General features: G+C 59.7%; 24 protein-coding genes. 5 read left to right on the top strand and 19 right to left on the bottom strand.

Annotation, left to right across the window (positions count from 1 at the left end; translation table 11 throughout):
* Nucleotides 1–5 precede the first annotated feature (5 nt).
* Together AB4P94_RS11885 and AB4P94_RS11880 are read right to left on the bottom strand one after the other, a co-directional pair.
* Nucleotides 6–1,439 (bottom strand): Fic family protein, encoded by a 1,434-nt coding sequence (locus tag AB4P94_RS11885; RefSeq protein WP_395610673.1) that lies wholly within the window; start codon nt 1,437–1,439, stop codon nt 6–8.
* Nucleotides 1,436–2,104, bottom strand: a complete 669-nt coding sequence (locus tag AB4P94_RS11880; RefSeq protein ID WP_395610672.1) for a DUF4062 domain-containing protein — start codon at nt 2,102–2,104, stop codon at nt 1,436–1,438. The genes AB4P94_RS11885 and AB4P94_RS11880 overlap by 4 nt, the downstream gene beginning before the upstream one ends.
* On the opposite strand from AB4P94_RS11880, the gene AB4P94_RS11875 reads away from it, so the two are divergent.
* Entirely contained in the window at nt 2,103–2,318 is a 216-nt protein-coding gene (locus tag AB4P94_RS11875; RefSeq protein ID WP_395610671.1) for a hypothetical protein, read from the top strand. The genes AB4P94_RS11880 and AB4P94_RS11875 overlap by 2 nt on opposite strands.
* A 136-nt stretch (nt 2,319–2,454) precedes the next feature.
* Here AB4P94_RS11875 and guaA read toward each other — a convergent pair whose 3' ends face one another.
* From guaA to AB4P94_RS11855, 4 genes are all read right to left on the bottom strand, one after another.
* Nucleotides 2,455–4,032 carry a glutamine-hydrolyzing GMP synthase gene (gene guaA, locus AB4P94_RS11870; protein ID WP_016977685.1) on the bottom strand — a complete coding sequence of 526 codons (1,578 nt, stop codon included), beginning with the start codon at nt 4,030–4,032 and terminating at the stop codon, nt 2,455–2,457.
* A 93-nt stretch (nt 4,033–4,125) separates the two neighbouring features.
* A complete protein-coding gene (gene guaB, locus AB4P94_RS11865) occupies nt 4,126–5,595 on the bottom strand; it encodes an IMP dehydrogenase (RefSeq protein WP_010207937.1) in 1,470 nt (489 codons plus the stop codon).
* A gap of 104 nt (nt 5,596–5,699) precedes the next feature.
* Complete coding sequence (locus AB4P94_RS11860) at nt 5,700–6,248, bottom strand: hypothetical protein (RefSeq protein WP_005791157.1); 549 nt, start codon at nt 6,246–6,248, stop codon at nt 5,700–5,702.
* 161 nt (nt 6,249–6,409) lie between these two features.
* Complete coding sequence (locus tag AB4P94_RS11855) at nt 6,410–7,177, bottom strand: sulfite exporter TauE/SafE family protein (protein WP_395610670.1); 768 nt, start codon at nt 7,175–7,177, stop codon at nt 6,410–6,412.
* A gap of 99 nt (nt 7,178–7,276) precedes the next feature.
* Here AB4P94_RS11855 and AB4P94_RS11850 point away from each other — a divergent pair, with 99 nt between their 5' ends.
* The 4 genes from AB4P94_RS11850 to leuA all read left to right on the top strand — a co-directional run bounded on the left by AB4P94_RS11850 (nt 7,277) and on the right by leuA (nt 12,487).
* On the top strand, nt 7,277–8,167 hold the full coding sequence (locus AB4P94_RS11850) for a LysR family transcriptional regulator (RefSeq protein WP_395610669.1): 891 nt from the start codon (nt 7,277–7,279) through the stop codon (nt 8,165–8,167).
* Between the two features lie 10 nt (nt 8,168–8,177).
* On the top strand, nt 8,178–9,557 hold the full coding sequence (gene xseA, locus AB4P94_RS11845; RefSeq protein ID WP_395610668.1) for an exodeoxyribonuclease VII large subunit: 1,380 nt from the start codon (nt 8,178–8,180) through the stop codon (nt 9,555–9,557).
* A gap of 3 nt (nt 9,558–9,560) precedes the next feature.
* Nucleotides 9,561–10,382: a peptidoglycan DD-metalloendopeptidase family protein gene (locus AB4P94_RS11840; protein WP_395610667.1), complete on the top strand. Its 822-nt coding sequence runs from the start codon at nt 9,561–9,563 to the stop codon at nt 10,380–10,382.
* A gap of 425 nt (nt 10,383–10,807) precedes the next feature.
* Nucleotides 10,808–12,487 carry a 2-isopropylmalate synthase gene (gene leuA / locus AB4P94_RS11835; protein ID WP_395610666.1) on the top strand — a complete coding sequence of 560 codons (1,680 nt, stop codon included), beginning with the start codon at nt 10,808–10,810 and terminating at the stop codon, nt 12,485–12,487.
* Between the two features lie 178 nt (nt 12,488–12,665).
* Here leuA and AB4P94_RS11830 read toward each other — a convergent pair whose 3' ends face one another.
* From AB4P94_RS11830 to hscA, 13 genes are all read right to left on the bottom strand, one after another.
* Nucleotides 12,666–13,814 carry a pyridoxal phosphate-dependent aminotransferase gene (locus tag AB4P94_RS11830; protein ID WP_395610665.1) on the bottom strand — a complete coding sequence of 383 codons (1,149 nt, stop codon included), beginning with the start codon at nt 13,812–13,814 and terminating at the stop codon, nt 12,666–12,668.
* Nucleotides 13,815–13,949: 135 nt separating this feature from the next.
* Nucleotides 13,950–15,419, bottom strand: coding sequence for a ribosome biogenesis GTPase Der (der, locus tag AB4P94_RS11825; RefSeq protein ID WP_395610664.1), 1,470 nt, complete (start codon nt 15,417–15,419; stop codon nt 13,950–13,952).
* 269 nt (nt 15,420–15,688) lie between these two features.
* Nucleotides 15,689–16,840, bottom strand: a complete 1,152-nt coding sequence (gene bamB / locus AB4P94_RS11820; protein WP_395610663.1) for an outer membrane protein assembly factor BamB — start codon at nt 16,838–16,840, stop codon at nt 15,689–15,691.
* Complete coding sequence (locus tag AB4P94_RS11815) at nt 16,833–17,474, bottom strand: tetratricopeptide repeat protein (RefSeq protein WP_078738983.1); 642 nt, start codon at nt 17,472–17,474, stop codon at nt 16,833–16,835. Before AB4P94_RS11815 ends, bamB begins: the two co-directional genes overlap by 8 nt.
* Before the next feature lie 41 nt (nt 17,475–17,515).
* On the bottom strand, nt 17,516–18,805 hold the full coding sequence (gene hisS, locus AB4P94_RS11810; RefSeq protein ID WP_395610662.1) for a histidine--tRNA ligase: 1,290 nt from the start codon (nt 18,803–18,805) through the stop codon (nt 17,516–17,518).
* Nucleotides 18,806–18,828: 23 nt separating this feature from the next.
* Nucleotides 18,829–19,938 (bottom strand): flavodoxin-dependent (E)-4-hydroxy-3-methylbut-2-enyl-diphosphate synthase, encoded by a 1,110-nt coding sequence (ispG, locus tag AB4P94_RS11805; protein WP_101272844.1) that lies wholly within the window; start codon nt 19,936–19,938, stop codon nt 18,829–18,831.
* Nucleotides 19,939–19,940: 2 nt separating this feature from the next.
* Complete coding sequence (locus AB4P94_RS11800; RefSeq protein WP_395610661.1) at nt 19,941–20,918, bottom strand: RodZ domain-containing protein; 978 nt, start codon at nt 20,916–20,918, stop codon at nt 19,941–19,943.
* On the bottom strand, nt 20,918–21,676 hold the full coding sequence (pilW, locus tag AB4P94_RS11795) for a type IV pilus biogenesis/stability protein PilW (RefSeq protein WP_395610660.1): 759 nt from the start codon (nt 21,674–21,676) through the stop codon (nt 20,918–20,920). Before pilW ends, AB4P94_RS11800 begins: the two co-directional genes overlap by 1 nt.
* Before the next feature lie 12 nt (nt 21,677–21,688).
* Nucleotides 21,689–22,837 (bottom strand): 23S rRNA (adenine(2503)-C(2))-methyltransferase RlmN, encoded by a 1,149-nt coding sequence (gene rlmN, locus AB4P94_RS11790; protein ID WP_395610659.1) that lies wholly within the window; start codon nt 22,835–22,837, stop codon nt 21,689–21,691.
* A 29-nt stretch (nt 22,838–22,866) separates the two neighbouring features.
* Complete coding sequence (gene ndk / locus AB4P94_RS11785; protein WP_003175956.1) at nt 22,867–23,292, bottom strand: nucleoside-diphosphate kinase; 426 nt, start codon at nt 23,290–23,292, stop codon at nt 22,867–22,869.
* A gap of 92 nt (nt 23,293–23,384) precedes the next feature.
* Nucleotides 23,385–23,588, bottom strand: a complete 204-nt coding sequence (gene iscX / locus AB4P94_RS11780) for a Fe-S cluster assembly protein IscX (protein WP_017135947.1) — start codon at nt 23,586–23,588, stop codon at nt 23,385–23,387.
* Between the two features lie 14 nt (nt 23,589–23,602).
* Entirely contained in the window at nt 23,603–23,944 is a 342-nt protein-coding gene (fdx, locus tag AB4P94_RS11775; protein ID WP_032890689.1) for an ISC system 2Fe-2S type ferredoxin, read from the bottom strand.
* 3 nt (nt 23,945–23,947) lie between these two features.
* Nucleotides 23,948–25,810 carry a Fe-S protein assembly chaperone HscA gene (gene hscA, locus AB4P94_RS11770; protein ID WP_395610658.1) on the bottom strand — a complete coding sequence of 621 codons (1,863 nt, stop codon included), beginning with the start codon at nt 25,808–25,810 and terminating at the stop codon, nt 23,948–23,950.
* Nucleotides 25,811–25,855: the final 45 nt, after the last annotated feature.

Raw genomic sequence — 25,855 nt, 5'->3', positions numbered from 1 at the left:
CGGGGCTATCTATTCTGCCTTTGTAAACTCAAGCCTATATCGGTGAGCCGGTAGCGCTGTTTACTGCTGTTGGGTTTGTCAGGCAATGTCATCTCGACCACACCTGCGGCCAACGCAGGCCGCAAGTAGCCTTTGCGAAAATGCTCATCATCCTTGAGTTCGAGAATTTGCTGAAGTTCTCTGCGCGATACATCCCCCTCAAGGACCTGGACAAGCTTGATAACTTCCGGGGTGACTTCCGGGGTGACTTCCGGGGCCACTTCCGGGGTCACTTCCGGGGTGCGCAGCGTTAACGTTACACCGCTAACATCACTTCGCCATTCAGGAGGGGGAAACCCCTGCTCCGCAAACGCTTGGCTGATCAGCATCCCGCCACGCCCGAGCTTTTCCATGAGGCCTTGAAGATAGAGAACATGGGCTATGTCCGGGTTCCGCAAAACGGAGATCTGGCCGTTCGCAAGACCATCTGGCGTTACCCCTTCAGGCAAGGAGCCAGAGTTCCAGATTTCTACTCGGTGAGGAAATACCTGCACTTTGATGCCACCCCGGAAGTCCGCGTAATCTCGGTGCGCAAAAGCATTCACAAGCGCCTCACGCAGAGCAGAATCCGGGTAGATTCCTTGATCTTCCCTTTTCAAAGGGTGAGTTCCGAATTGGGTACGGCTGGAGGTGCTGCGACGGATGAAGGCAAATACCTGCTCTAACACCGAAACCAGCGGCCCCTCAAAACTTTTGAAGTCATGGTAAGTGTCATCAGTTTTATCAGTAGAGAATGCTGCACAGCGCACCCGTATTTGGGGGTAACGCCGCGCCGGATTGTTTGTGAACAGGACATCGCCACCATTCGTCAGCCGTCCATATTTCACCAATCCCAAATACTCAAGCGTTCGCTCTGGGGCATACCCCCACAATTCGCTGTGATGGATACGCTCACCTTGCTCAGCCGCACGCCTGATTTCGTTTTCATTCAGATCATCGTGTAGATCCGCACTTGAGAAGCGACGCTCCCACCGTTCAGGCTCTACCTCACGACGCATGATCATGTCACGCAGGGTTGCGATATCAGCCCGGCGAGTAATCTCGCCCTCTCGAATAAATGCTTCATCGCGAAAGCTATAGGGAATGTCCTGACCAGCAGGGACTTCAACCACCCATATCGTCTTGCCCGCAATGTGTTGCGCCTCGAACGACACCAATGCCTTCGGAGACAGATACTGGGCAACTTGCTGCTCAAGCTTGCGCAAGGCAACTTCGCCCAGATCCTCCCTCACGCCAACCGGATTATTGTTGGCATCAACACCTATCACCAAATACCCGCCACCCGAGTTCAAAAAAGCGCAAACATGTTGCCCAACAACCTTGGCATCGGCTTTGGTCTTGAACTCAATAGTATTGCCCTCGCCCAGTGCCAGTATGCGGGCCAACTCTTCCGGCTTCATGGCTGTACTCCGTCTCGTGCCTGAGCCTGAGCCTGAGCTGCCGCTGCCGCTGCCGCTGCCGCCACCGCAGCGGGATCACTAAGGTTCTCTTTCAGAAAAAGCTCAACCTCTTGAACACGAGAAAACTGGGCCGAGGCAAACAATAAGACCTGTTCGTCCGTATCATATTCCTGCACCCAATTACCGTGCCGCTCCTCCAACGGCTTGGTATCGAGAATGGCTTCCTCGTACATATCGATGACACGCAAATCGGCCAACGCTTTCGCCCCCTTTTTCAAGCTCAGGCCCTCGGCACGCTCCTTCGCATTCGTGTAACCCAGCTCGCGCAGGAAACGGCGAGCAAACACTACGTTTTGATGCGCCAACACCCACCGAGGTTTCTTGCACGCGATTGCCAGCTGCAGCTCTTGATGAGTGATAGACAGGTCCGAACCATCACGCCCCGAGCCGTAATCAGTCGTAATAAGACCCAGAAAAAAATCGCACTCTTGAACCGCCGCAAGGCAGTTTTCGAAAGCCGTGCGATCCGACCGTACCGGAATCGTGCCCCGGTGTGACATCCACACCTCATAGCCGAAGGCCTTGAGCTCCATATAAATACGGTTCAGCAAGTCTTCAATGCCGTAGACAGTAGATGACACTAGAATGGTGGGGGGCCTAGCCATGATCGCTCACCTTAAAGTTTTCTTCCCTCGACTTCAGTTTGCGCAGCCTGGTATCGATAAACATGGACTCTTCCATTTCTCCGTCAAAATATCAGCCTTTGAAATCCCACAAAAACTCACAACCAAAGCCTTACGCGTCAACAACAAATCAGATAATCATGCCATGCATGCGCGAGCGCGTTTCATAGGTTTTTCGGCATCGGTACAGCGTTGAGATCAACACTACCAGAAGGGGCCTGGTGATGCCGAAACTTGTCAAATAGTGATAACCAAAAAACCAAGAAGCCCGCAATTACGCGGGCTCCAGGGCATTTCTTGCTAAAGGGTGCCGGACAATGCCGGGCGCCCAATCACTCCCACTCAATCGTCGCCGGCGGCTTGCTCGACACGTCATACGTCACGCGCGAAATGCCTTCGATTTCATTGATGATACGGCCGCTGACAGTTTCCAGCAGTTCGTACGGCAGGTGTGCCCAACGCGCAGTCATGAAGTCGATGGTTTCCACCGCACGCAGTGCAACAACCCAGGCGTAACGACGGCCATCGCCTACCACGCCAACCGATTTCACCGGCTGGAACACTACGAAGGCCTGGCTGACTTTGTGGTACCAGTCGGCTTTGCGCAGTTCTTCGATGAAGATGTGGTCGGCGCGACGCAGCAGGTCGGCGTATTCCTTTTTCACTTCACCGAGGATGCGCACGCCCAGGCCCGGGCCCGGGAATGGGTGGCGGTAGACCATGTCGTACGGCAGGCCGAGTTCCAGGCCCAGACGGCGGACTTCGTCCTTGAACAGTTCGCGCAGCGGTTCTACCAGCTTGAGGTTCATTTCCTCAGGCAAGCCACCCACGTTGTGGTGGGACTTGATCACGTGGGCCTTGCCGCTCTTGGCGCCAGCCGACTCGATCACGTCCGGGTAGATGGTGCCCTGGGCGAGGTACTTGATGTTGTCCAGTTTGTTGGACTGGGCATCGAAGACGTCGATGAAGGTGCGGCCGATGATCTTGCGCTTCTTCTCTGGGTCGGACTCGCCGGCCAGGTTGTTGAGGAACTGGTCCTCGGCGTTGGCGCGGATCACCTTGACGCCCATGTTCTCGGCGAACATGGCCATCACCTGCTCGCCTTCGTGCAGGCGCAGCAGACCGTTGTCGACGAAGACGCAGGTCAGTTGGTCGCCGATGGCTTTGTGCAGCAGGGCAGCTACCACGGAGGAGTCAACGCCGCCGGACAGGCCGAGCAGCACGTTGTCGGTGCCGACTTGGGCACGGACTTGGGCGATGGCGTCTTCAGCGATCTTCGACGGGGTCCACAGAGCTTCACACTCGCAGATATCGAGGATGAAGCGCGACAGGATGCGGCCGCCTTGTTTGGTGTGGGTCACTTCCGGGTGGAACTGCACGCCGTAGTAACGACGCTCGTCGCTGAACATGCCAGCGATCGGGCAGCTCGGGGTGCTGGCCAGGATGTGGAAGTCTTCCGGCATCTTGGTGACCTTGTCACCGTGGCTCATCCACACGTCGAGGCCGAACAGGCCGTCGGCGTCGACGTGGTCTTCGATGCCGTCCAGCAGGCGGCTCTTGCCGACCACGTCGACACGGGCATAACCGAATTCACGCAGCTCGGAACCTTCAACCTTGCCGCCCAGTTGCTCGGCCATGGTCTGCATGCCGTAGCAGATACCGAAGACGGGCACGCCCAGGTCAAATACGGCTTGCGGGCAGCGCGGGCTGTTGGCTTCGTGCACGGACTCGGGGCCACCGGCGAGGATGACGCCTTTGGGTGCGAATTCGCGAATCGCTTCGTCGTCCATGTCGAACGGATGCAGTTCGCAGTACACGCCGATTTCGCGCACGCGGCGCGCGATCAGCTGGGTGTACTGGGAACCGAAGTCGAGGATCAGGATGCGGTGGGCGTGAATGTCGAGGGCCATGGGGTCAGTCTCGTCTATGCAATTCGGTGAAGAAAATCAGAAACAACTCGGGGCTGAAAACAGCCCCGGTTACTTAACGTTTTGCTGGAAGCCTCAACCTACGCGGTAGTTTGGCGCTTCCTTGGTGATCTGCACGTCGTGGACATGGGACTCAGCCATGCCGGCGCCGGTGATCCGCACGAACTCAGGCTTGGTGCGCATTTCTTCGATGTCGGCGCTGCCGGTGTAGCCCATCGAGGAGCGCAGGCCGCCCATCAGTTGATGGATGATCGCGCTCAGGGTGCCTTTGTACGGCACACGGCCTTCGATGCCTTCCGGGACGAGCTTCTCGGCGCCTGCCGAGGAGTCCTGGAAGTAACGGTCGGAAGAGCCTTGCGCCTGGGACATGGCGCCCAGCGAACCCATGCCGCGGTAAGCCTTGTACGAACGGCCCTGGAACAGTTCGATCTCGCCCGGTGCTTCTTCGGTACCGGCGAACATCGAACCCATCATCACGCAGGAGGCACCGGCTACGATGGCCTTGGACAGGTCACCGGAGAAACGGATGCCGCCGTCGGCGATCAACGGAACGCCCGTGCCTTCAAGGGCAGCGGCGACGTTGGCGATGGCGCTGATTTGCGGCACGCCGACACCGGCGACGATACGGGTGGTGCAGATCGAGCCCGGGCCGATACCGACCTTGACCGCATCCGCGCCCGCTTCGGCCAGGGCCTTGGCGGCAGCGCCGGTGGCGATGTTGCCGCCGATCACTTGCACTTCAGGGAAATTCTGTTTGACCCAACGCACGCGGTCGATCACGCCTTTGGAGTGACCGTGGGCGGTGTCGACCACCACCACGTCAACGCCGGCAGCGACCAGCGCCGAAACACGGTCACCGGTGTCTTTACCGGTGCCGACCGCCGCGCCAACACGCAGACGACCTTGGTCATCCTTGCTGGCCAGCGGGTAAGCCTTGGCTTTTTCGATGTCGTTGACGGTCATCATGCCTTTAAGGGCAAATTTATCGTCGACGATCAGCACGCGCTCGATGCGGTGCTTGTGCAGCAATTCGCGCACATCGTTCTTGTCGGCGCCTTCCTTGACAGTGACCAGGCGCTCTTTGGGCGTCATCACTTCACGGACGGTCACTTCAAGACGGTTTTCGAAACGCACGTCACGGGACGTGACGATGCCGACCAGGTCGCCATCGTGCAGCACAGGAACACCGGAGATGTTGTGCAGGCGGGTCAGGTCGAACAGGTCACGCACGGTGGCGTCGGCCTCGATGGTGATGGGATCTTTCACCACACCGGCTTCGTAACGCTTGACCTTGCGCACTTCGGCAGCTTGCTGCTCGATGGTCATGTTCTTGTGGATGATGCCAATGCCGCCTTCCTGAGCCATGGCGATGGCCAGTCGGGCTTCAGTGACGGTGTCCATGGCAGCGGAAACAAGGGGAATATTCAGCTCGATGCCACGGGTTAGGCGGGTCTTGAGACTGACTTCGTTAGGAAGCACCTCGGAATAACCGGGCACTAGGAGAATGTCGTCGAATGTCAGAGCTTCTTGGCTGATACGCAGCATCGCGGGGGCTCCCGAGCGGGAAAATGGAAGCGCGCCATTATAGTCAGACACCCCCTCGGGTTCAATGTAAAACTCTGACATATTTGGGAATACAGATAGATGGGTTAAAGCTCGACTTTGACCCAGCTCATCTTCTGGTCCAGCCAATCGGCAAATTCGTCGATAAAGCTCTGCTTGAACCCCGCTTCCGCCCAGTTGTTGAAGATGAACCCCAGGTTGGAAAACCCGCACTCCTGCAGGAACAGAAACCCGTTGATGTCGTCCTCATGCCCACACAACGGGCAGGTGAAGTTATCGGTATGGCCGGGCATCCAGTCTTCCAGGCTTTCGAACAGCGCCTCGCCGACTTCTTTAAGGCACTCCGGGCAACCGGCTTCTTCGAGAAAGCCTTTGGCCGGCGTATAGATGCAGCGTTTGTAGATGATCTCCAGGCCGTTGACCGGCTCGTTGAACGGCAGCGCCTCGGGGTGCAACACCACGGCGCGAGCGCCATCAGCCAAGGCGTAGCCCATGCGGTTGCCGGTGCGCCCGCAGGTGGTCAGCTCTTCCTTGATGATGTTCTTGCGCACCAGCCAGCGCACGATCGCCCGGGCGCGGGGTTCGTGGACGGGCAAAGTGGAGATTTTCGGGACAAGGATGCTTTGGGAGTTCATGAGGCCTTAGAGTCCTGCGGTGTGTCATCTGACGCCTTCGCGGGCAAGCCCGCTCCCACAGGTGACCGCATTCCCATAGGAGAAATGCGGTCGAATGTGGGAGCGGGCTTGCCGGCGAAGAGGCCCTGAAGGCTGGCAGCTTAATCCCTGCCCCACACAGGTCAAGTACTCAAATACCGCCCGATCAATGCAATGCCGCTCGCCAGCACCAGCCAGGTCACCCACCGCACAAACGCCTCGCGGGACATGCGCATCGTCAGCCTGCGCCCACACCAAAGCCCCACGGCCATCGCCGGCAACAGGCACAGTGCCAACATCAACAACGGCAAATCCGCATACACCCCGGCGATCAGAAACAAACTCAGGCGCACCACCGTGCTGCAACTGATCAACGCACTCTGGGTGGCGCGCGCCGCGTCCTTGGGCAGGCGGCTATTCAGATAGATCGCGTAGAGGAAGCCGCCACTGCCGAACAGCGCACCAAACAGCCCGCCGACCGTACCCATCGGAATCGCCCAGCCCTTGGGCAGCTGCGCGGGGCGGGCTTTCACCGACAAGCTGTAAATCGCATAGGCACTGATAAACAGGCCCATCAAGAGCAGCAACACGTCCGAATGCAAGCGGAGCAAAAACACCACGCCCAGCGTGCAACCCACCGCCATGCACGGCAGCAACCGCAGCAATTCCGGTTTATTCACCTCCTTGCGCGATTGCAGCAGGTTGCCGAACGCCGCCACAAAATCCAGCAACACCAGCAGCGGGATGATCTTCGCCAGCGGCATAAACACAATAAGGATCGGCCCCGCCACCAGCGCCGTACCAAACCCGGCGATGCCGAACACGACATAGGCCACGACGACCGCTGCGCCGATCACCAGCCACTGCACACCACCAAACGACCACTGGCTCATCAGCTCAACCGGGCTCATGGCTTATTCCTTGAAAGAGATGCCCCTCACTTTAGCCATCGACGAGTGTTGCGACTAATATCTTCAAAGTTCGCCACCCATCTCGAAAAGGCATGACGCGTGATTTCTACCCGCCAACTGCGTTACTTCGTCGAAATCGCCGACAGCGGCAGCTTCAGCGCCGCCGCCGAGCGCCTGTTTGTCGCGCAGTCGGCGTTGAGCCGGCAGATCAAGGAACTGGAAAACCAACTGCAAACCCCGTTGTTTGAACGCACCGCACGCCAGCCCCGGTTGACGGCAGCCGGCGAAGCGTTCTACCCACGGGCACGTAACCTTCTGAATGAGTTGCTCAAGGCCAGCGAGATGGCAACACAAGTCGGCAATGGCGAACTGGGCACGCTGCGCCTGAGCCATTCGAGCACCGTGCCGATGAGCGGCCCGTTATTGCAAGGCATCAGCGCCTGGCTGGAGCGCTGCCCGGGCGTCTCGATGGACATCGTCAAACTCTCCTCCGAGGCGCAGCTGGAGGAAATCGCCGACGGCCGTCTGGAAGTCGGCGTGCTGCGCCTGCCCGTGTTGCGCCAGTGCGAAGGTGTGCGGATCGTGCCTTTATACAATGAACCATTGCTGCTGGCCGTGCCGCCCAACCATGCACTGGCGCGCAGTAATACCCCCATCGAACTGGAGCAGCTTAAGGACGAAGCGTTTATTTCAATCCCTCACCCCCAGCGCGGCGGCCTGAGTTATCTGTCAGCCGAGCTGTGCATGCGCGCAGGCTTTTTCCCCAAGGCCGCGCGGGTGATGTCGCGCAAGACCACCCAGTTGCAGTTGATCCAGGCCGGCTTCGGTATTGCCTTGTTACCAAAATCCATGAGGGACATTGCCCCTGCCAGCGTGCACTTCTTGCCCCTGGCCGACCCGGACTGCCTCAGCACCGTGGCCTTGGCCTGCGCGCAGGCGCCGAACGCGTTGGTCGAGCAATTCTGCCAAACCCTGCACGAATGCCTATAAACTGCCGCCCATGATTAAAGATCCGTTTGCCCGCCTGAACCTGGACCGCGAAGTCCTGACTGTCAGCCAACTCAACGGCCGCGCGCGGGTGTTGCTGGAAGACGTATTCACCAATATCTGGGTCGAAGGCGAGATCTCCAACCTCGCCCGCCCGGCTTCCGGCCATGTGTATTTCACCCTTAAGGACAGCGGCGCCCAAGTGCGTTGCGCGCTGTTTCGCAACAATGCCGCGCGGGTTCGCCAGGCGTTGAAAGACGGCTTGGCGGTGAAGGTGCGCGGCAAGGTCTCGCTGTTTGAGGGCCGTGGTGACTACCAACTGATCCTCGACACCGTAGAGCCCGCCGGTGATGGCGCGCTGCGCCTGGCCTTTGATGCGCTGAAGGAAAAGCTCAGCGCCGAAGGCCTGTTCAGTGCCGAGCGCAAAGTGCCGCTGCCGGCGCACCCTCGGCGCATTGGCATCATCAGCTCGCCGACCGGCGCGGTGATTCGCGACATTATCAGCGTGTTCCGGCGCCGGGCGCCTAACGTAGAACTCACACTGATCCCGACCGCCGTGCAAGGCCGCGAAGCCATTTCCCAGATTGTGCGCGCGCTGAAACTGGCGGATGCGCGTGGCTTTGATGCACTGATCCTGGCCCGTGGCGGCGGTTCGCTGGAAGACCTCTGGTGTTTCAACGAAGAAGCCGTAGCCCGCGCGATTGACGCTTGCGTCACGCCGATTGTCAGCGCCGTCGGCCATGAGACCGATGTGTCCATCAGCGACTTCGTGGCCGACGTGCGTGCCCCGACGCCCTCCGCAGCCGCTGAATTGCTCGCGCCAGACGCCAGCCACCTGGTGCGCCAGGTTGAAAACCTGCATCGCCGCCTGGTCATGCTGATGCGCAACCGCCTCGCCCACGACCGCTTGCGCCTTGAAGGCATGGCCCGCCGCCTGCGTCACCCCGGCGAACGCCTGCGCCAGCAAGCCCAGCGCCTGGATGACCTGGACATGCGCTTGCGCCGTGCTTTCGAGCGCAGCCTGAATACCCGCCGCGAACGCCTGATTCGCCTGGAAACACGCCTCGCCGGCCAACACCCGGGGCGCCAGCTGGCCCTGCTGCGCCAACGCCTGGACAGCCTCGCCGAACGCCTGCCCCGCGCCATGCGCGAAGGCCTCAAGGCACGGCGCCTGCAACTGCAAAGCCAGGTGCAGACGCTGCACGTGGTCAGCCCGCTGGCGACCCTCGGTCGTGGTTACAGCATCTTGCTGGACGAGCGCGGCCAGGCGATCCGCACTGCCGCGCAAACCCACACCGGCCAGCGCCTGACCGCGCGCCTCGGTGAAGGCCAATTGCAGGTACGGGTGGAAGACAACCACCTGACACCCGTCACCCTTTCGTTACTGGACTGATCGATGCCACGTTTTCTCAGCCTGTTGATGCTCGTTTGCCTAACCTTCAACGCCCACGCCGACAGCTACATCACGCGCTTGCTGAACAAGCCCGTACCGGGCGGTGTGGCCGTGGTCGACCTCGGCACTTCGGCGACATCACCCAAGGCCACTTACTTGAACCGGCCGGTACTGGTGGTGAAGGAACAGAACAACTGGCTGGCGATCGTCGGCATCCCCCTGACGGTCAAACCCGGCACTGAACGCGTCGTCAGCGGCGGGCAGAACTTGCCGTTCGTGGTGGGCTTCAAGAAATACCCCGAACAGCACATCACCCTGAAGAACAAAAGCCAGGTGAACCCGGACCCCGCGCAGCTCAAACGCATCGAGGGCGAACTGGCCGTGCAGCTAAAGGCCTACCGCAGCTTCAGCCCGAACACACCGAGTAACCTGCTGCTGGACAAACCGGTCAACGGGCCACTGTCGAGCAAGTTTGGCGTACGCCGTTTCTTTAATGGCGAGGAGCGCAACCCGCATTCAGGCCTGGACTTCGCAGTCGGCGCCGGCACGCCGATCAAGACCCCGGCAGCAGGCAAGGTGATCCTGACCGGCAACTACTTCTTTAATGGCAATACCGTGTTTGTCGATCATGGCCAGGGCTTTATCAGCATGTTCTGCCATATGTCGAAGATCGACGTAAAAGTCGGCGATCAGCTGCCGCGCGGCGCAGTGGTGGGCAAGGTCGGCTCGACGGGCCGCGCGACCGGACCCCACATGCACTGGAACATCAGCCTCAATGACGCGCGGGTCGACCCGGCGATCTTCATTGGTGCTTTCCAGCCCTGATAGGAAGGGTGAGGCTACTGGCGCCATCGCGGGCAAGCCCGGCTCCCACATTGGAACACCCTTTACTGGGGGAGCTGGCTTGCCTGCAATGACGCCAGGCCAGTCGACGCTATTGCGCAGCTGACAAATGCCACGCAAACAAAACACGATAAAACCTTAAATAAAGCAATAAAATCTCGCCCCTTGCGCACACAGCAAAACTTATCTCAATTTTTCTCGACTGCTTGCCATCTTTCACCCCGGCGGTTAGGGTTGAGCTTATGAAAACCTCTCACACCCTCATTCAGCTCCGCCAGCACCGCAGCCTGTGCCTCGTCAGCGCACGACTGCCAGGCTGAATCGATCCGCCTCGTCTTCCGCTTTATCCCTAATAAACGCTTTCTGGCAGGCCGCCTCTTCTCGGCCCTACAACAAAGGATTTTCCGATGAGCATGCTCAAAGACCCGTCTTCGAAGTACCGCGCGTTCCCGACCATTGATATCCCGGACCGCACCTGGCCGTCGAAGACCATTACCGAAGCGCCGATCTGGTGCAGCTCTGATCTGCGTGATGGCAACCAGTCGCTGATCGAGCCGATGGACGCCGCGAAAAAGCTGCGCTTCTGGAAGACCCTGGTCGCCGTGGGCGTGAAGGAAATCGAAGCCTCGTTCCCCGCTGCCTCGCAAACCGACTTTGACTTTGTGCGCACCCTGATCGAAGACAACCACATCCCCGAGGACACCACCATCCAGGTGCTGACCCAGGGCCGTGAAGACTTGATCGCACGCACGTTCGAATCCCTGCGCGGTGCCAAAAAGGCCATCGTGCACCTGTACAACGCCACCTCGCCGTCCTTCCGCCGCATCGTGTTCAACCAGGACAAAGAGGGCATCAAGGCCATCGCCGTGAACGCGGCCAAGCTGTTCGTCAAATATGCCGCCCAGCAGCCGGAAACCCAGTGGACCTTCGAATACTCCCCGGAAACCTTCAGCGCGACCGAGCTGGAGTTCGCCAAGGAAGTCTGTGACGCGGTGATCGAGGTGTGGAACCCGTCGCCTTCGCACAAGATGATTCTCAACCTGCCCGCCACCGTTGAGTGCGCCACGCCGAACATCTATGCCGACCAGATCGAATGGTTCGGCCGCCATATCAACCGCCGTGACAGCGTGATCATCAGCCTGCACACCCACAACGACCGTGGCACCGGCGTGGCCGCCACCGAACTGGGCCTGATGGCCGGCGCCGACCGTGTCGAAGGCTGCCTGTTCGGCAACGGCGAGCGCACCGGTAACGTTGACCTGGTGACCGTGGCCCTGAACATGTACACCCAGGGTCTCGACCCGCAACTGGACTTCTCAGACATCGACGGCGTGCGCAAAGTCGTCGAAGAGTGCAACCAGATCCAGGTGCACCCGCGTCACCCGTACGTTGGCGACCTGGTGCACACCGCGTTCTCCGGCTCCCACCAGGACGCGATCCGCAAGGGCTTCGCCCAGCAGAAAGACGACGCCCTGTGGGAAGTGCCGTACCTGCCGATCGACCCGGCCGACATTGGCCGCAGCTACGAGGCCGTCATTCGTGTGAACAGCCAGTCGGGCAAAGGCGGCATCGCCTACCTGCTGGAGCAGGAATACGACATCAGCCTGCCGCGCCGCATGCAGATCGAATTCAGCCAGGTGGTACAGGCCGAAACCGACCGCGTGGGCCTGGAGATGACGGCACCACAGATCTACGCGTTGCTGCAGCGCGAATACCTGCAAGCCAACACCCCGTATGCGCTGGTCAGCCATCGCCTGCAGGAAGAAAACGGCAACAGCTTTGTCGAGGTAGAAGTCTCCGGCAAAGGCCAGGGCGAAACCAACCTGCACTGGAAAGGCAAAGGCAACGGTGCGCTGGAAGCGCTGGTGGCGGGTCTGCCGATTGGTGTGGAGATCATGGATTACAACGAACACGCGATTGGCGCGGGCACCAATGCCAAAGCCGCTGCTTACATTGAGCTGCGTGTGAATGGTGAACGCCCTGTGCATGGCGTGGGCATTGATGAAAACATCACCACAGCCAGCTTCAAGGCGCTGTTCAGTGCGCTGAACCGCTCGTTGAGCCAGCAGGAAGCGAAAGCGGCGTAAACGCCTGCCGCAGAAATGCAAAAGGCCCCTGGATGAAAATCCAGGGGCCTTTTTGTTGGTGTTGTATGTGAGGGCCTCATCGCGGGCAAGCCCGCTCCCACAGGGGAATGCATTCCAAATGTGGGAGCGGGCTTGCCCGCGATGGCGGTCTATCAGACAAACCGAAAACTGTCGGCAGTCAGATCACGCACAGTTTCTCCGCCGCCTGTTGCAGCGTCTCCTCGCGCTTGGCAAAGCACAGGCGTACCAGACGCTGGCCTTGGGGTGGGTGTTGATAGAACACCGACACCGGAATGGTTGCAACGCCGTGTTCGCGGGTCATCCATAGGGACATGGCTACGTCGTCCAGGTCCGGGCGAATCTGTGAGTAATCCACCAGTTGAAAGTAGGTGCCCGCCACCCGGGTAAAGCTGAAACGCGACGGCTCCAGCAGGTCGCAGAACAGATCACGCTTGGCCTGGTAGAACGCCGGCAGTTCCTCGACGTGCTCGGGGTGTTCGGCCATGAAGTCAGCCAGTGCGTACTGCAAAGGCGTCACGCCGCAGAAGTTCACGTATTGGTGCACCTTGCGCAGCTCTGCGGTCAGGGCCGGTGGCGCGACGACGTAGCCGGTTTTCCAGCCGGTGACGTGGTAGGTTTTGCCGAAGGAACTCACCACGAACGCACGCTGGTACAGCTCCTCATGCGCCAGCACGCTGATATGGGGCATGCCGTCGAACACCAGGTGCTCGTAAACCTCATCACTGACCAGATAGATGTCGCGGTCGCGGATCATGTCGGCCAACTGGTCCAGCTCGGCGCGGCTGATCAGCGCACCGGTCGGGTTGTGTGGGGAGTTGAGGATGATCATCCGCGTGCGCGGTGACAGCGCCGCCTTGATCTTCTCGAAGTCGAGGGCAAAACCGCTCAAGCTCAGTTGTACATGCACACACCGGCCACCCGCCAGCTCGACCGACGGCTCGTAGCTGTCATAGCTGGGGTCAAACACAATGACCTCATCGCCATTGCGAATCACCGCCTGAATCGCGCAGAAAATCGCCTCGGTAGCGCCTGGAGTAATAGTCACCTCGCTGTCGACATTGACCGTGGCGCCATAACTGCGGGCGATCTTGGCGGCCACCTGCTGACGCAACACTGGCAGGCCGGTCATTGGCGCGTACTGGTTATGACCGAGGGCGATATGCTTGCCCACCGCATCGAGCAGGCCCTGTGGGCCATTGAAATCCGGAAAGCCCTGAGACAGGTTGAGCGCGCCGGTTTCAACGGCGAGTTGCGACATGGTGGTGAAAATGGTCGTGCCGACATTCGGCAGCTTGCTGGTGATCATCGGTGGCCCCTGCAGGTGAGCCCCAAGTTTTAAGCTGCAAGCCGCAAGCAGGTCAAGCGACAAACCATCGCACACAAAAAAGGGCCCTGAAAGGGCCCTCTCTTGCAGCTTGTAGCTTACAACGTGAAGCGGTCGTTATTTCTTGTCACGACGCTTCTTGTCGGCCTTCTTGTGGTGAGTCATCAAACGACGCTTCTTGTTCACCTGACGGTCAGTCAGTGTGTTCTTGTTGCCTTCGTACGGGTTATCACCACCCTTGAACTCGATACGGATCGGCGTACCGACCAGCTTCAAGACGCGGCGGTAGGTGTTTTCCAGGTAACGCACGTAGGATTTGGGCACCTTCTCGATCTGGTTACCGTGAATCACGATAATCGGCGGGTTGGCACCACCCAAGTGGGCGTAACGCAGTTTGATCCGGCGGTTGTTGACCATCGGCGGCGCATGCTCGCCCACCGCATCTTCCAGAATCTGGGTCAGGCGGTTGGTCGGCCAGCGGGTGACCGCGGACTTGAACGAGTTCTGTACGGACGCGTAGAGGTTACCCACGCCGGTGCCGTGCAGGGCCGAGATGAAGTGGATATCGGCGAACTCAACGAAGAACAGACGACGCTGCAACTCGATCTTGACGAAATCGCGCTCGCTCGGCGTCATGCCGTCCCACTTGTTGATCGCGATCACCAGTGCCCGACCGGCCTCCAGGGCAAAGCCCAGCAGGTTGAGATCGTGGTCCACCACGCCTTCGCGGGCGTCCATCACAAAGATCACCACGTTGGCGTCTTTGATCGCTTGCAGGGTTTTGACCACCGAGAACTTTTCAACTTCCTCGTGGATCTTGCCGCGCTTGCGCACGCCGGCGGTGTCGATCAGCGTGTACTTTTCCTCGTTACGTTCGAACGGGATGTAGATGCTGTCGCGGGTGGTGCCGGGTTGGTCATACACGATTACACGGTCTTCACCGAGCATACGGTTGACCAGGGTCGACTTGCCGACGTTCGGGCGGCCGATGATGGCGATCTTGATACCGTCTTTTTCGCTCGGGCCAGGAATACGCTTGGCTTCCTCACCTTCGGCGACGATCTCTTCCTCACCCTCTTCTTCCTCGACATCATCCTTCGGGAAGTCGCGCAGGGCGATTTCCAGCATCTGGGTGATACCGCGACCGTGGGCACCGGCGATCGGGATTGCATCACCCAGGCCCATCGGGCTGAACTCGGCACGGGCCTGCTCAGGATCGATGTTGTCGATCTTGTTGGCGATCAAATACGAGCGCTTGTTACGCTTGCGCAAGTGCTCGCCAATCATCTGGTCGGCGGCGGTGTAGCCCGCGCGGGCGTCCACCAGGAACAGCACGACATCAGCTTCTTCAATGGCCAGCAGTGACTGCTCGGCCATCTTTTCGTCCATGCCATGTTCGTCGCCGGAGATACCACCGGTGTCGACAATAATGTAGGAGCGCCCTTGCCACTTTGCCTCACCGTATTGGCGATCACGGGTCAGACCGGACAAGTCGCCGACAATGGCGTCGCGAGTCCTGGTCAGGCGGTTGAACAAGGTGGACTTGCCGACGTTAGGTCGGCCCACCAGGGCGATTACGGGAACCATGCGGCTCTCCACTTCGTTATTTCAGAAAATACAAAAGCCGCTGCAAGGCAGCGGCTGGTGCTCGACTGTAGCAGCGAGCGTCCTGTGGCGAGGGAGCTTGCTCCCGCTGGGCTGCGAAGCAGCCCCTGAACCATTCGACCGAGATGCATCTGACACACCTCATCAATCGGTTTGGGAGCGCTTCGCACTCCAGCGGGAGCAAGCTCCCTCGCCACATAGCGCGGCTTCTACAGGTGAAGCTGCTTGAGGGCTACCCCCAAGCATAGTTCTTACTTGATGGTCAGGGCTTCCAGCTTGCCGCTGTTGCCAAACACATAAAGCATGTTACCCACGACCAGCGGACGAGCACGCAGGCCGTCGCTGTCGATACGCTCACGACCTACGAAGCGACCGTCCACCTGGCTCAGCAGGTGCAGGTAACCTTCGAAGTCACCTACCGCTACGTAGCTGGAGAACACTTCCGGGGCCGACAGTTGACGACGGGCCAGGGAGTCGTTGCTCCACAGTGCAGTGGTGGAACGCTCGTCGACACTTTCAACAGTGCCGGAAGCAAGGCTTACGTAGACGCTGCCAAACCCTTGGGCGACACCGGCATAACTGGAAGCATCACGCTGCCAGTTGATGCGGCCGCTTTGCAGGTCCAGCGCCGCAACGCGGCCCTGGTAGGTGGCCACATAGATGGTTTCACCCGACAGCAGCAAGCCGCCGTCGATGTCCACTACGCGGTCCAGTTCGGAACGACCTTGCGGGATGGCCACGCGGGTTTCCCAGGCCGGCACGCCGTTCTGGGTGTCCAGGGCGACCACTTTACCGGTCGACAGGCCTGCCACGGCCAGATTATTGGTCACAATCGGACCACTGGTGCCGCGCAACGTCAGTACCGCCGGCGTGCTGTCGTACAACCAGCGCTGGTTGCCGGTAGCAGCGTCCAGGCCGATTACACGGTCATCCTGGGTCTGCACCACGACAACATCACCGTTGGTGGCTGGCGATGCGAGTACTTCACTGGTCACGCGGGCGCGCCATTTCTCTTCACCGGTGGCCGAATCCAGAGCCACCACGTCACCTTTGAGCGTGCCGACCAGCACCATGCCGTAGCCGACACCCACACCACCGGAAACCGGCAGTTCGAGGTCTTTCTTCCACTTCACGTCGCCGTTCATGCGATCCATGGCGATGATCACGCCAGTGGAGTCAGTGGCCACGATGTTGTCGCCGTCGATTGCCGGCTGCAACAGGTTGTAGAGGTCGCCCTGGCCGTCACCGACGGAGCGGCTCCATTGCTTTTGCAGGACCACTTCTTCCTTGAAGCTGGTCAGCTCGGCCGGAGGCAGTTCTTTTTTACTGTTGCTGCTGCAACCCGCGGCCAGAACGGCCAGAGCCAGCAATGCTGCATGTTTCCAACGGATCACGTCACGCATCCCCTTTGGCCAAGTCGTCGAGCTTGATTTGTAAGCCACCGACCGCCGCTTCATCAGACAGCGCCGCCTTGGCCTTTTGGTACGCAGCATGGGCTTCATCGGTACGACCCAATTGGACCAACAGGTCGCCCTTGAGCTCTTCACGAGTGGCCACAAATGCCTTGTCAGCATCGCCGTCGAGCAGTTTGAGTGCTTCGTCAGCCTTGTTCTGTGCCGCCAATACCTGCGCCAGGCGCTGACGTGCGATTTCACCCAGGGTAGGGTTGGTCGGTTTGTCGGCGATGGCCTTCAGCTCGGTGGCGGCGTCATCCAGCTTGCCGGTGTCGACCGCAACTTTCGCGACGAACAGGCTGCCGTACTGGGCGTAGGTGCTACCGCCGAATTCGTTTTTCAGCTTGCTGGCCAGGTCTGCCACTTGGGCAGGGTCTGGCTTGCCATCCGGCGTCAGCGTGGTTTCCAGCAATTGCTGATAGAGGATCGAGGCGCCCTGGGACTGGTTGGCCTGATACTTGTGCCAGGCCTGCCAGCCGAACACCACCACTAAAGCCAGCAGACCGCCAGTAACCAAGGGCTTGCCGTTACGCTGCCACCAGTCCTTGAACTCGGCCAGTTGATCATCATCAGTACTCGACACCCCAATACTCCTTAATCGCTAAATTCGGCTGTTCGACAGCTTCAACCCTGCACTACGCAGGTGGCCAAGTGCGCAGCGAGCGCATCAAAGGCAATGTTCTGTTGCTCGCCCTGGCCACGCAGGGGTTTGAAACCTATCACTTGCTGGGCCAGTTCGTCATCGCCAAGGATCAGTGCGTACAGCGCACCGCTCTTGTCGGCCTTCTTGAACTGGCTCTTGAAGCTGCCGGCGCCGGCATTGACTTGCAGACGCAGGTTGGGCAGTTGGTCACGCACCTTTTCGCTCAGGGCCAGGGCAGCCAGTTCGGCGGCCTCGCCAAAAGCGCAGAGGTACACGTCCACCTGACGGGAAATTTCTTCTGGAACTTGCTCCAGGGTTTCGAGCAACAGGATCAGGCGCTCGATGCCCATGGCAAAACCCACGCCCGTGGTCGGCTTGCCGCCCATCTGTTCGACCAGACCGTCGTAACGACCACCCGCGCAGACGGTGCCCTGGGCGCCGAGTTTGTCGGTAACCCACTCGAACACGGTCTTGCTGTAGTAATCGAGGCCGCGCACCAACTTCGTGTTGATCACGAACGGAATACCCGCTGCATCCAGGCGAGCCTTGAGGCCCTCAAAGTGCGCGCGGGATTCATCGTCCAGGTAGTCGGCCATTTTCGGCGCGTTGACCAGTACGGCCTGGGTGTCGGCGTTCTTGGTATCCAGCACGCGCAACGGGTTGGTTTTCAGGCGGCGCTGGCTGTCTTCGTCCAGCTTGTCCAGGTGGGCGGACAGATACTCGACCAGCGCAACCTTGTAGCGGCCGCGGGACTCGCTGGTACCCAGGCTGTTGAGTTCAAGCTTGACCGCGTCACGGATGCCCAGCAGGCCCCACAGGCGCCAAGTCAGCACGATCAGCTCGGCGTCGATGTCCGGGCCATCGATGTTGAACACTTCCAGGCCAATCTGGTGAAACTGGCGATAACGGCCTTTCTGCGGGCGTTCGTGACGGAACATCGGGCCGATGTACCACAGCTTCTGCGGCTGGCCGGCACCGGTGAGGCCATGCTCAAGCACCGCACGCACGCACGCGGCAGTACCTTCCGGACGCAGGGTCAGGGAGTCGCCGTTGCGGTCTTCAAAGGTATACATCTCTTTTTCGACGATGTCGGTGACTTCGCCGATGGAGCGCTTGAACAGCTCGGTGAACTCGACGATCGGCATACGGATCTGCTTGTAACCGTAGTTATCCAGCAGGCGCGCGACCGTGTTCTCGAAGTAACGCCACAGTGGCGTCTGCTCCGGCAGGATGTCGTTCATGCCACGAATGGCTTGCAGAGACTTGCTCACATCTGATCCTTAAATTCGTTCAATCAGCCGCGCGCGATCAGCGCTGCGTCAGCCGCGACCTTTTCGGCCGCTTTCTCGCGGATCAGTCTTTCGAGCTCATCCACCAGATTGTCATTCGTCAACTTCTGCGACGGTTTGCCGTCGATGTAAATCAGGTTCGGTGTACCGCCGGTCAGGCCTACGTGCGCCTCTTTGGCTTCACCTGGGCCGTTGACCACGCAACCGATCACTGCAACATCCAGCGGCACCAGCAGGTCTTCAAGGCGCAATTCCAGATCGTTCATGGTTTTCACCACGTCGAAGTTCTGCCGCGAGCAGCTCGGGCAGGCAATGAAATTGATGCCACGGGAACGCAAACGCAGGGATTTGAGAATGTCGTAACCGACCTTCACTTCCTCTACGGGGTCTGCCGCCAGGGAGATGCGGATGGTATCGCCGATCCCTTCGGCGAGCAGCATACCGAGACCCACTGCAGATTTCACTGTGCCTGAGCGCAAACCGCCCGCTTCCGTGATACCCAGGTGCAGCGGCTGCACGATTTCCTTGGCCAGCAGGCGGTAGGCTTCTACCGCCATGAACACGTCCGAGGCCTTTACGCTGACCTTGAAGTCCTGGAAATTCAGGCGTTCAAGGTGCTCAACGTGGCGCAGCGCCGATTCAACCAGCGCGGCCGGGGTCGGTTCGCCGTATTTCTTTTGCAGGTCTTTTTCCAGGGAACCGGCGTTCACGCCGATGCGGATGGGGATGCCACGGTCACGGGCGGCGTCAACCACAGCGCGCACCCGGTCTTCGCGACCGATATTGCCCGGGTTGATGCGCAGGCAATCCACACCCAGCTCGGCTACGCGCAAGGCGATCTTGTAGTCGAAGTGAATGTCGGCGACCAGCGGCACCTTGACCAGTTGCTTGATACGGCCAAACGCTTCGGCAGCATCCATATCCGGCACCGAAACGCGCACGATGTCGACGCCGGCAGCTTCCAGACGGTTGATCTGGGCCACGGTGGCGGCCACATCATTGGTGTCGCTGTTGGTCATGCTCTGGACTGCGATGGGGGCATCGCCACCCACCGGCACCGAACCGACCCAGATTTTGCGCGATACGCGACGTTTGATTGGAGATTCGCCGTGCATGACTATTGTCCCAACTTCAGGCGAGCAGTCTCGCCACTGGTGAACGGCGCCACGTCCACAGGCTGGCCGTTGTAGGCCACTTGCGCGCCACGGGCAAAGCCCAGACGCAGCGTCAAAGGAGGCTTGCCGCCCTGGTCAAGCGTATCTCCCTTGCGCTTCAGACCGCTGAACAGCACTTTGCCGTTGCCATCGGTGACTTGCGTCCAGCAGTCAGCGACGAAGGTAATCTGGATATGCCCGTCACCGGCGATCAACGCAGGTGTGGTCGGCGCAGAAACAGCCGGAGCTGCCGGGGCGGTTGGCGCCGGGGCCTGCACAGGCGCGACCGGCGCGTGTGCCACTGGCGCTGTCGGAGCCGCGGGCGCCGCTGGAGCGGGGGCTGCAGCAGGCGCAGTGTTCGCTTCGGTAGCGGGCTGCTCGACAGCAGCTGGTGCTTGCGGCGCGGCCTGGCCTTCGGCAACGGCCTGGTCTTCCGGCTCGTCCAGCGGATGAATCTGGGTGGTGCCGTCGGCGCTTTCGACTTCGACGTGTTCCATCGCGTTGCTGGTCAGGTCTTTGGCGCGCTGGGTGGTCTGGTCTTGCCACCAGACGAAGCCACCGCCAATCACGGCGATCAGCAGCAACAGGCTGACAATGCGCAAAATCGTATGGGAAACCCGTACAGGCTCTTCGATACGACCCAGGCCATGCACGTTACTGCCCTGGGAGTCAGTGCCGGTGAACTGGTCGAACTCCTGGACCAGCACGGCCTGGTCAATACCCAGCAACTTGGCGTAGGCGCGGATATAGCCGCGGGCAAAGGTATGCCCAGGCAGCTTGTCGAACGCGCCGGCTTCCAGGTTGCCGAGGGACGTGGTGGTCAAATTGAGCTTGAGGGCCACTTCCGCCAGCGACCAACCATTGCTTTCGCGGGCCTGACGCAAGGTCTCGCCTGGGTTTACGCGATTAGCTGCTACAACTTCCGGGTGCGCCGCTTTCATCATTGCTCCGACAGGTATTGCTGATATTCCGGCGTACCGGGATAGAGTCGTTCGAGTTGCTGGCCAAAACGTGCAGCCGTGTCGCGTTCTTCATGAACCGTCGCCAGCCGCACACCGAGCAATAGACTACGTGCATTTTGCCCGCTGAGCAGGCTAAAACGCTCGTAATAGTCACGTGCCGGCACATAATGCCTGTCTTCGTAAGACATCTCAGCCATTTCGAGCAACGCGCGAGGCTGACGACCGTTCAAATGCAGGGCTTTTTCCAACTGCTGGCGGGCGCTGTCGCGCTGGCCGAGGCGCATTGAGGTCACCCCAAGGTTCTCGAACACCCGCGACCGCTCCGGGTAGAGAGTATCGGAGGAGGCCTGCTGGAAATAACGGGAAGCCTGGTCATAACGTTTCTGCGAGAACAGGAAGCTGCCGTAGTTGTTCAGCAGCCGCGGGTCGGCGGGACGTGAGGCCAGGGCTTTGAGAAAATACTGATCGGCCAGTTCAGGCTCAGACTGGGCCTGGAACACCAATGCGAGTGCGGCATTGGCGTCGGCGTCGTCCCCCTCCAGTTCGAGGGCCTTTTTCAGCGGCACCTTGGCCTGCTCGCTCATGCCTTGGCGCAGATAACCCAAGCCCAGCTGCACATAGGCAACTCGCGCCTCGTCACGGCCTTTACCGGTCTGCAAAGGGCTGTCATGGCCCGATGAAACGCAACCGGCCACGAGGCCGGTAACCAGTAAAAGCAGCGCGAGGCGCAAGGGCATAGAGATCCTCTCTCAGAGTCGATTCACAGCAATCAGCGGTAAATCGTCGGCGGCGTTCTGTTCGCGTCCGGCGATATAACGCTCGCTGCGGCGGGTGCGGTCCATCACCTGCCCTACCAATTGGCCACAGGCGGCGTCGATGTCTTCACCACGGGTGGTGCGCACGGTGACGTTATAGCCGGCCTGGTGCAGTTGATCCTGGAAACGGCGGATGGCGTTGTTGCTCGGCCGCTCGTAGCCAGAATGGGGAAACGGATTAAACGGAATCAGGTTGATCTTGCACGGGGTGTTCTTGAGCAACTCGATCATCTCGACGGCGTGCTCGACCTTGTCGTTGATGTCCTTGAGCATGGTGTACTCAATGGTCAGCACACGCTTTTCACCCAAGGTCGCCATATAACGCTGGCAAGATTCGAGCAGCATCTTAAGCGGATACTTCTTGTTGATTGGCACCAATTGGTTACGCAATGCGTCATTCGGTGCGTGCAGCGACAACGCCAGGGAGACGTCGATGTGCTTGGCCAGCTCATCAATCATCGGTACCACGCCGGAGGTCGACAGGGTTACGCGGCGCTTGGAAATGCCGTAGCCCAGGTCATCCATCATCAGGTGCATGGCCGCAATGACGTTGTCGAAGTTCAACAGCGGCTCGCCCATGCCCATCATCACCACGTTGGTGATGGCACGGTCGACGGTTGCCGGGACGCTGCCAAAGGATTTGTTGGCAATCCACACCTGGCCGATCACTTCGGCGGCGGTGAGGTTGCTGTTGAAGCCTTGCTTGCCGGTGGAGCAGAAACTGCAGTCCAGGGCACAGCCAGCCTGGGACGAAACGCACAATGTGCCGCGTTTGCCCTGGGGAATGTAAACGGTCTCGACGCAGCTGCCGGACGCCACACGCACCACCCACTTACGGGTGCCGTCGGTGGAGATGTCCTCGCTGACAACCTCGGGACCACGAACCTCGGCAATGGCCTTGAGCTTGTCGCGCAGGGCCTTGCTGACGTTCGTCATGGCGTCGAAATCGTCGACGCCAAAGTGGTGAATCCACTTCATTACCTGACCGGCACGGAAACGCTTCTCCCCGATTGAGTCGAAGAATTTCTCCATTTCCGGCTGGGTAAGACCCAGCAGGTTGGTTTTAACAGTCGATGTAGTCATGGATTCACCCTCACTCTTTAAGCCAATGCTTAGCGAGCGGTTACTTCAGTAGCAGCGAAAAAGTACGAAATTTCGCGGGCAGCAGCGGCTTCGGAGTCCGAACCGTGAACAGCGTTGGCGTCGATGGACTCAGCGAAGTCAGCACGGATGGTGCCGGCAGCTGCTTCTTTAGGGTTGGTAGCGCCCATCAGCTCACGGTTCAGAGCGATAGCGTTTTCGCCTTCCAGAACCTGAACAACAACAGGGCCGGAGATCATGAAGGCCACCAGGTCGCCGAAGAAGCCACGAGCGCTGTGCTCAGCGTAGAAGCCTTCAGCTTCGGCTTTGGACAGTTGCTTGAGTTTCGAAGCTACAACCTTCAGGCCGGCTTTTTCGAAACGAGTGGTGATCTCGCCGATGACGTTTTTTGCAACAGCGTCAGGCTTGATGATGGAGAAAGTACGTTGAACAGCCATGGTGTAACTCCAGAAACGGTAATTTACGAAAAATTAAACCCGCGAATTATACGCGGGTTATCAGGTATTGCCTAACTGCGTAAAAATGCGGCTCAGTCGTCTGCTTCTTCGATCCACAGACCCTGAATCGCCTCCAGAACCTTTTCGCCACCCCGGTCCGGGATGTCGTCGAATTCCGGCAGCGCCATTACGAGGTCGCGCAACTTCACGAAGTTCACGGTAAGAGGATTGACCTCAGGATGCGCTTCAGCAAGTTGTATAGCGATTTCTTGTACATCAACCCATTTCAGGCTCATGACATTTCCTTGAATCAATGCGGCGCTTCGGCGGCATGGTTGAGGGAATATTTCGGAATTTCGACGGTAATGTCTTCAGTCCCGACCTTTGCCTGACAGCTTAAGCGCGATTGCGCCTCCAGGCCCCACGCGCGATCCAGAAAGTCCTCTTCCAGCTCATCGGCTTCTTCAAGGGAATTGAACCCCTCGCGAATGATGCAGTGGCAAGTGGTGCAGGCGCAGACGCCACCGCAGGCACTTTCGATCTCGATGTGGTTGTCATGGGCAACTTCGAGGATGGACTTGCCGGTCTCAGCCTCCACGACCATACCGTCCGGGCAATGCTCGGCGTGTGGCAGAAAAATGACCTGCGGCATTAATTATTCCTCGATTTCATTCAGGTTGCGTCCCGCCAGGGCGGCTTTTACCGACTGGTCCATCCGACGGGCGGCAAAAGCATCGGTCACTTGCGACAGACGCTTGGTCTGTTGCTCGATGGCATAACCATCGGCGCCTTTCATCAATTCGGCCAATTCCTGCATCTGCAGGTCGATGACCATGCGCTCTTCGGCGTCCAGCAGGCGTTCGCCATCAGCATCAAGGGCGCCCTGCACGGCTTCAAGCAGGCGCTGGGCGTCCACTTGCTGCTCACGCAACACACGGGCGACCTTGTCGTCACCGGCGTACTGGAAGGAATCCTTGAGCATCTTGGCGATTTCACCGTCGGTGAGGCCGTAGGACGGCTTGACCTGGATACTGGCTTCAACGCCTGAGCCCAGCTCGCGCGCCGCCACATTCAGCAGGCCATCGGCGTCGACCTGGAAGGTCACGCGAATCTTCGCCGCACCCGCGACCATCGCCGGGATACCGCGCAATTCGAAGCGCGCCAGGGAGCGGCAGTCGCTGATCAGCTCGCGCTCGCCTTGCAGCACGTGAATCATCATGGCCGTCTGGCCATCTTTGTACGTGGTGAAGTCCTGGGCGCGGGCGACAGGAATGGTGGTATTGCGTGGAATCACCTTCTCCATCAAGCCGCCCATGGTTTCCAACCCCAAGGACAAAGGAATCACGTCGAGCAGCAGCAATTCGCCACCATCGCGTTTGTTGCCCGCAAGGGTGTCGGCCTGGATCGCAGCGCCAATGGCAACGACTTGATCCGGGTCGATTTCGGTCAGTGGCTGGCGACCAAACGCTTCAGCCACGGCCTCGCGAACACGCGGCACGCGAGTAGAACCGCCGACCATGACCACAGCGGCCACGTCTTCCAGCTCAATGCCAGAGTCGCGTACGGCACGGCGGCAGGCCTTGAGGCTGCGGGCGACCATGGGCTCAATCAACGAATCAAAGGCTTCCCGGGTCAGTTGAGCCGACCAGGAGCCGTAGGAAACTTCGACAGAAGCAGCATCAGTCAGCGCTTCTTTAGCGGCGCAGGCGGTTTGCAGCAGGCTGCGCTGCTCACCCGGGTCCAGGTCGGCAGACAAGCCGGCGCCGGTGATGATCCAGCCCGCAATGGCGTGGTCGAAGTCATCGCCGCCCAGGGCAGTATCGCCACCGGTGGCCAGCACTTCGAAAACGCCGCCAGTCAGGCGCAGGATCGAAATATCAAAGGTGCCGCCACCCAAGTCGTAAATGGCGACCAAGCCTTCTGCATGCTGATCCAGGCCATAGGCCACGGCCGCCGCAGTCGGCTCGTTGAGCAGGCGCAGCACGTTCAGGCCAGCGAGCTTGGCCGCATCTTTGGTGGCTTGGCGCTGAGCGTCATCGAAATACGCTGGAACCGTGATCACCGCGCCCACCAGCTCGCCACCCAAAGTGGTTTCTGCACGCTGGCGCAGCACCTTGAGGATGTCTGCCGACACTTCTACCGGGCTTTTCGGGCCCTGTACGGTGTCAATGAACGGCATATGGGATTCACCGCCAACAAAGCGGTACGGCAGCTGGTCGCCCAATTGCTTGACGTCGGACAGACCACGCCCCATCAAACGCTTGACCGACAGCACGGTGTTCAAGGGGTCGGTAGACGCAGCCAGCTTGGCCGACTCACCGACTTCGGTGCGATCGGCGTGGTAGCGCACAGCGGACGGCAGGATCACCTGGCCATCGGCGTCGGGCAACGGCTCGGACAGGCCACTGCGCAAGGCAGCAACCAGGGAATTGGTGGTGCCCAAGTCAATCCCGACCGCCAGGCGACGCTGGTGCGGTTGAGGGCTTTGGCCGGGTTCGGCGATTTGCAGTAGGGCCATGGTAATCAGGTCTTATCTGTCTATCAGGCGTGCATCACGGGCAGC

It is taken from the genome of Pseudomonas sp. B22129 (assembly GCF_044218875.1).
In the GTDB taxonomy this organism is placed as follows: domain Bacteria; phylum Pseudomonadota; class Gammaproteobacteria; order Pseudomonadales; family Pseudomonadaceae; genus Aquipseudomonas.
The sequence above is the reverse complement of the archived record's forward strand: the minus strand, read 5'-3'. Positions and strand labels throughout refer to the sequence as shown.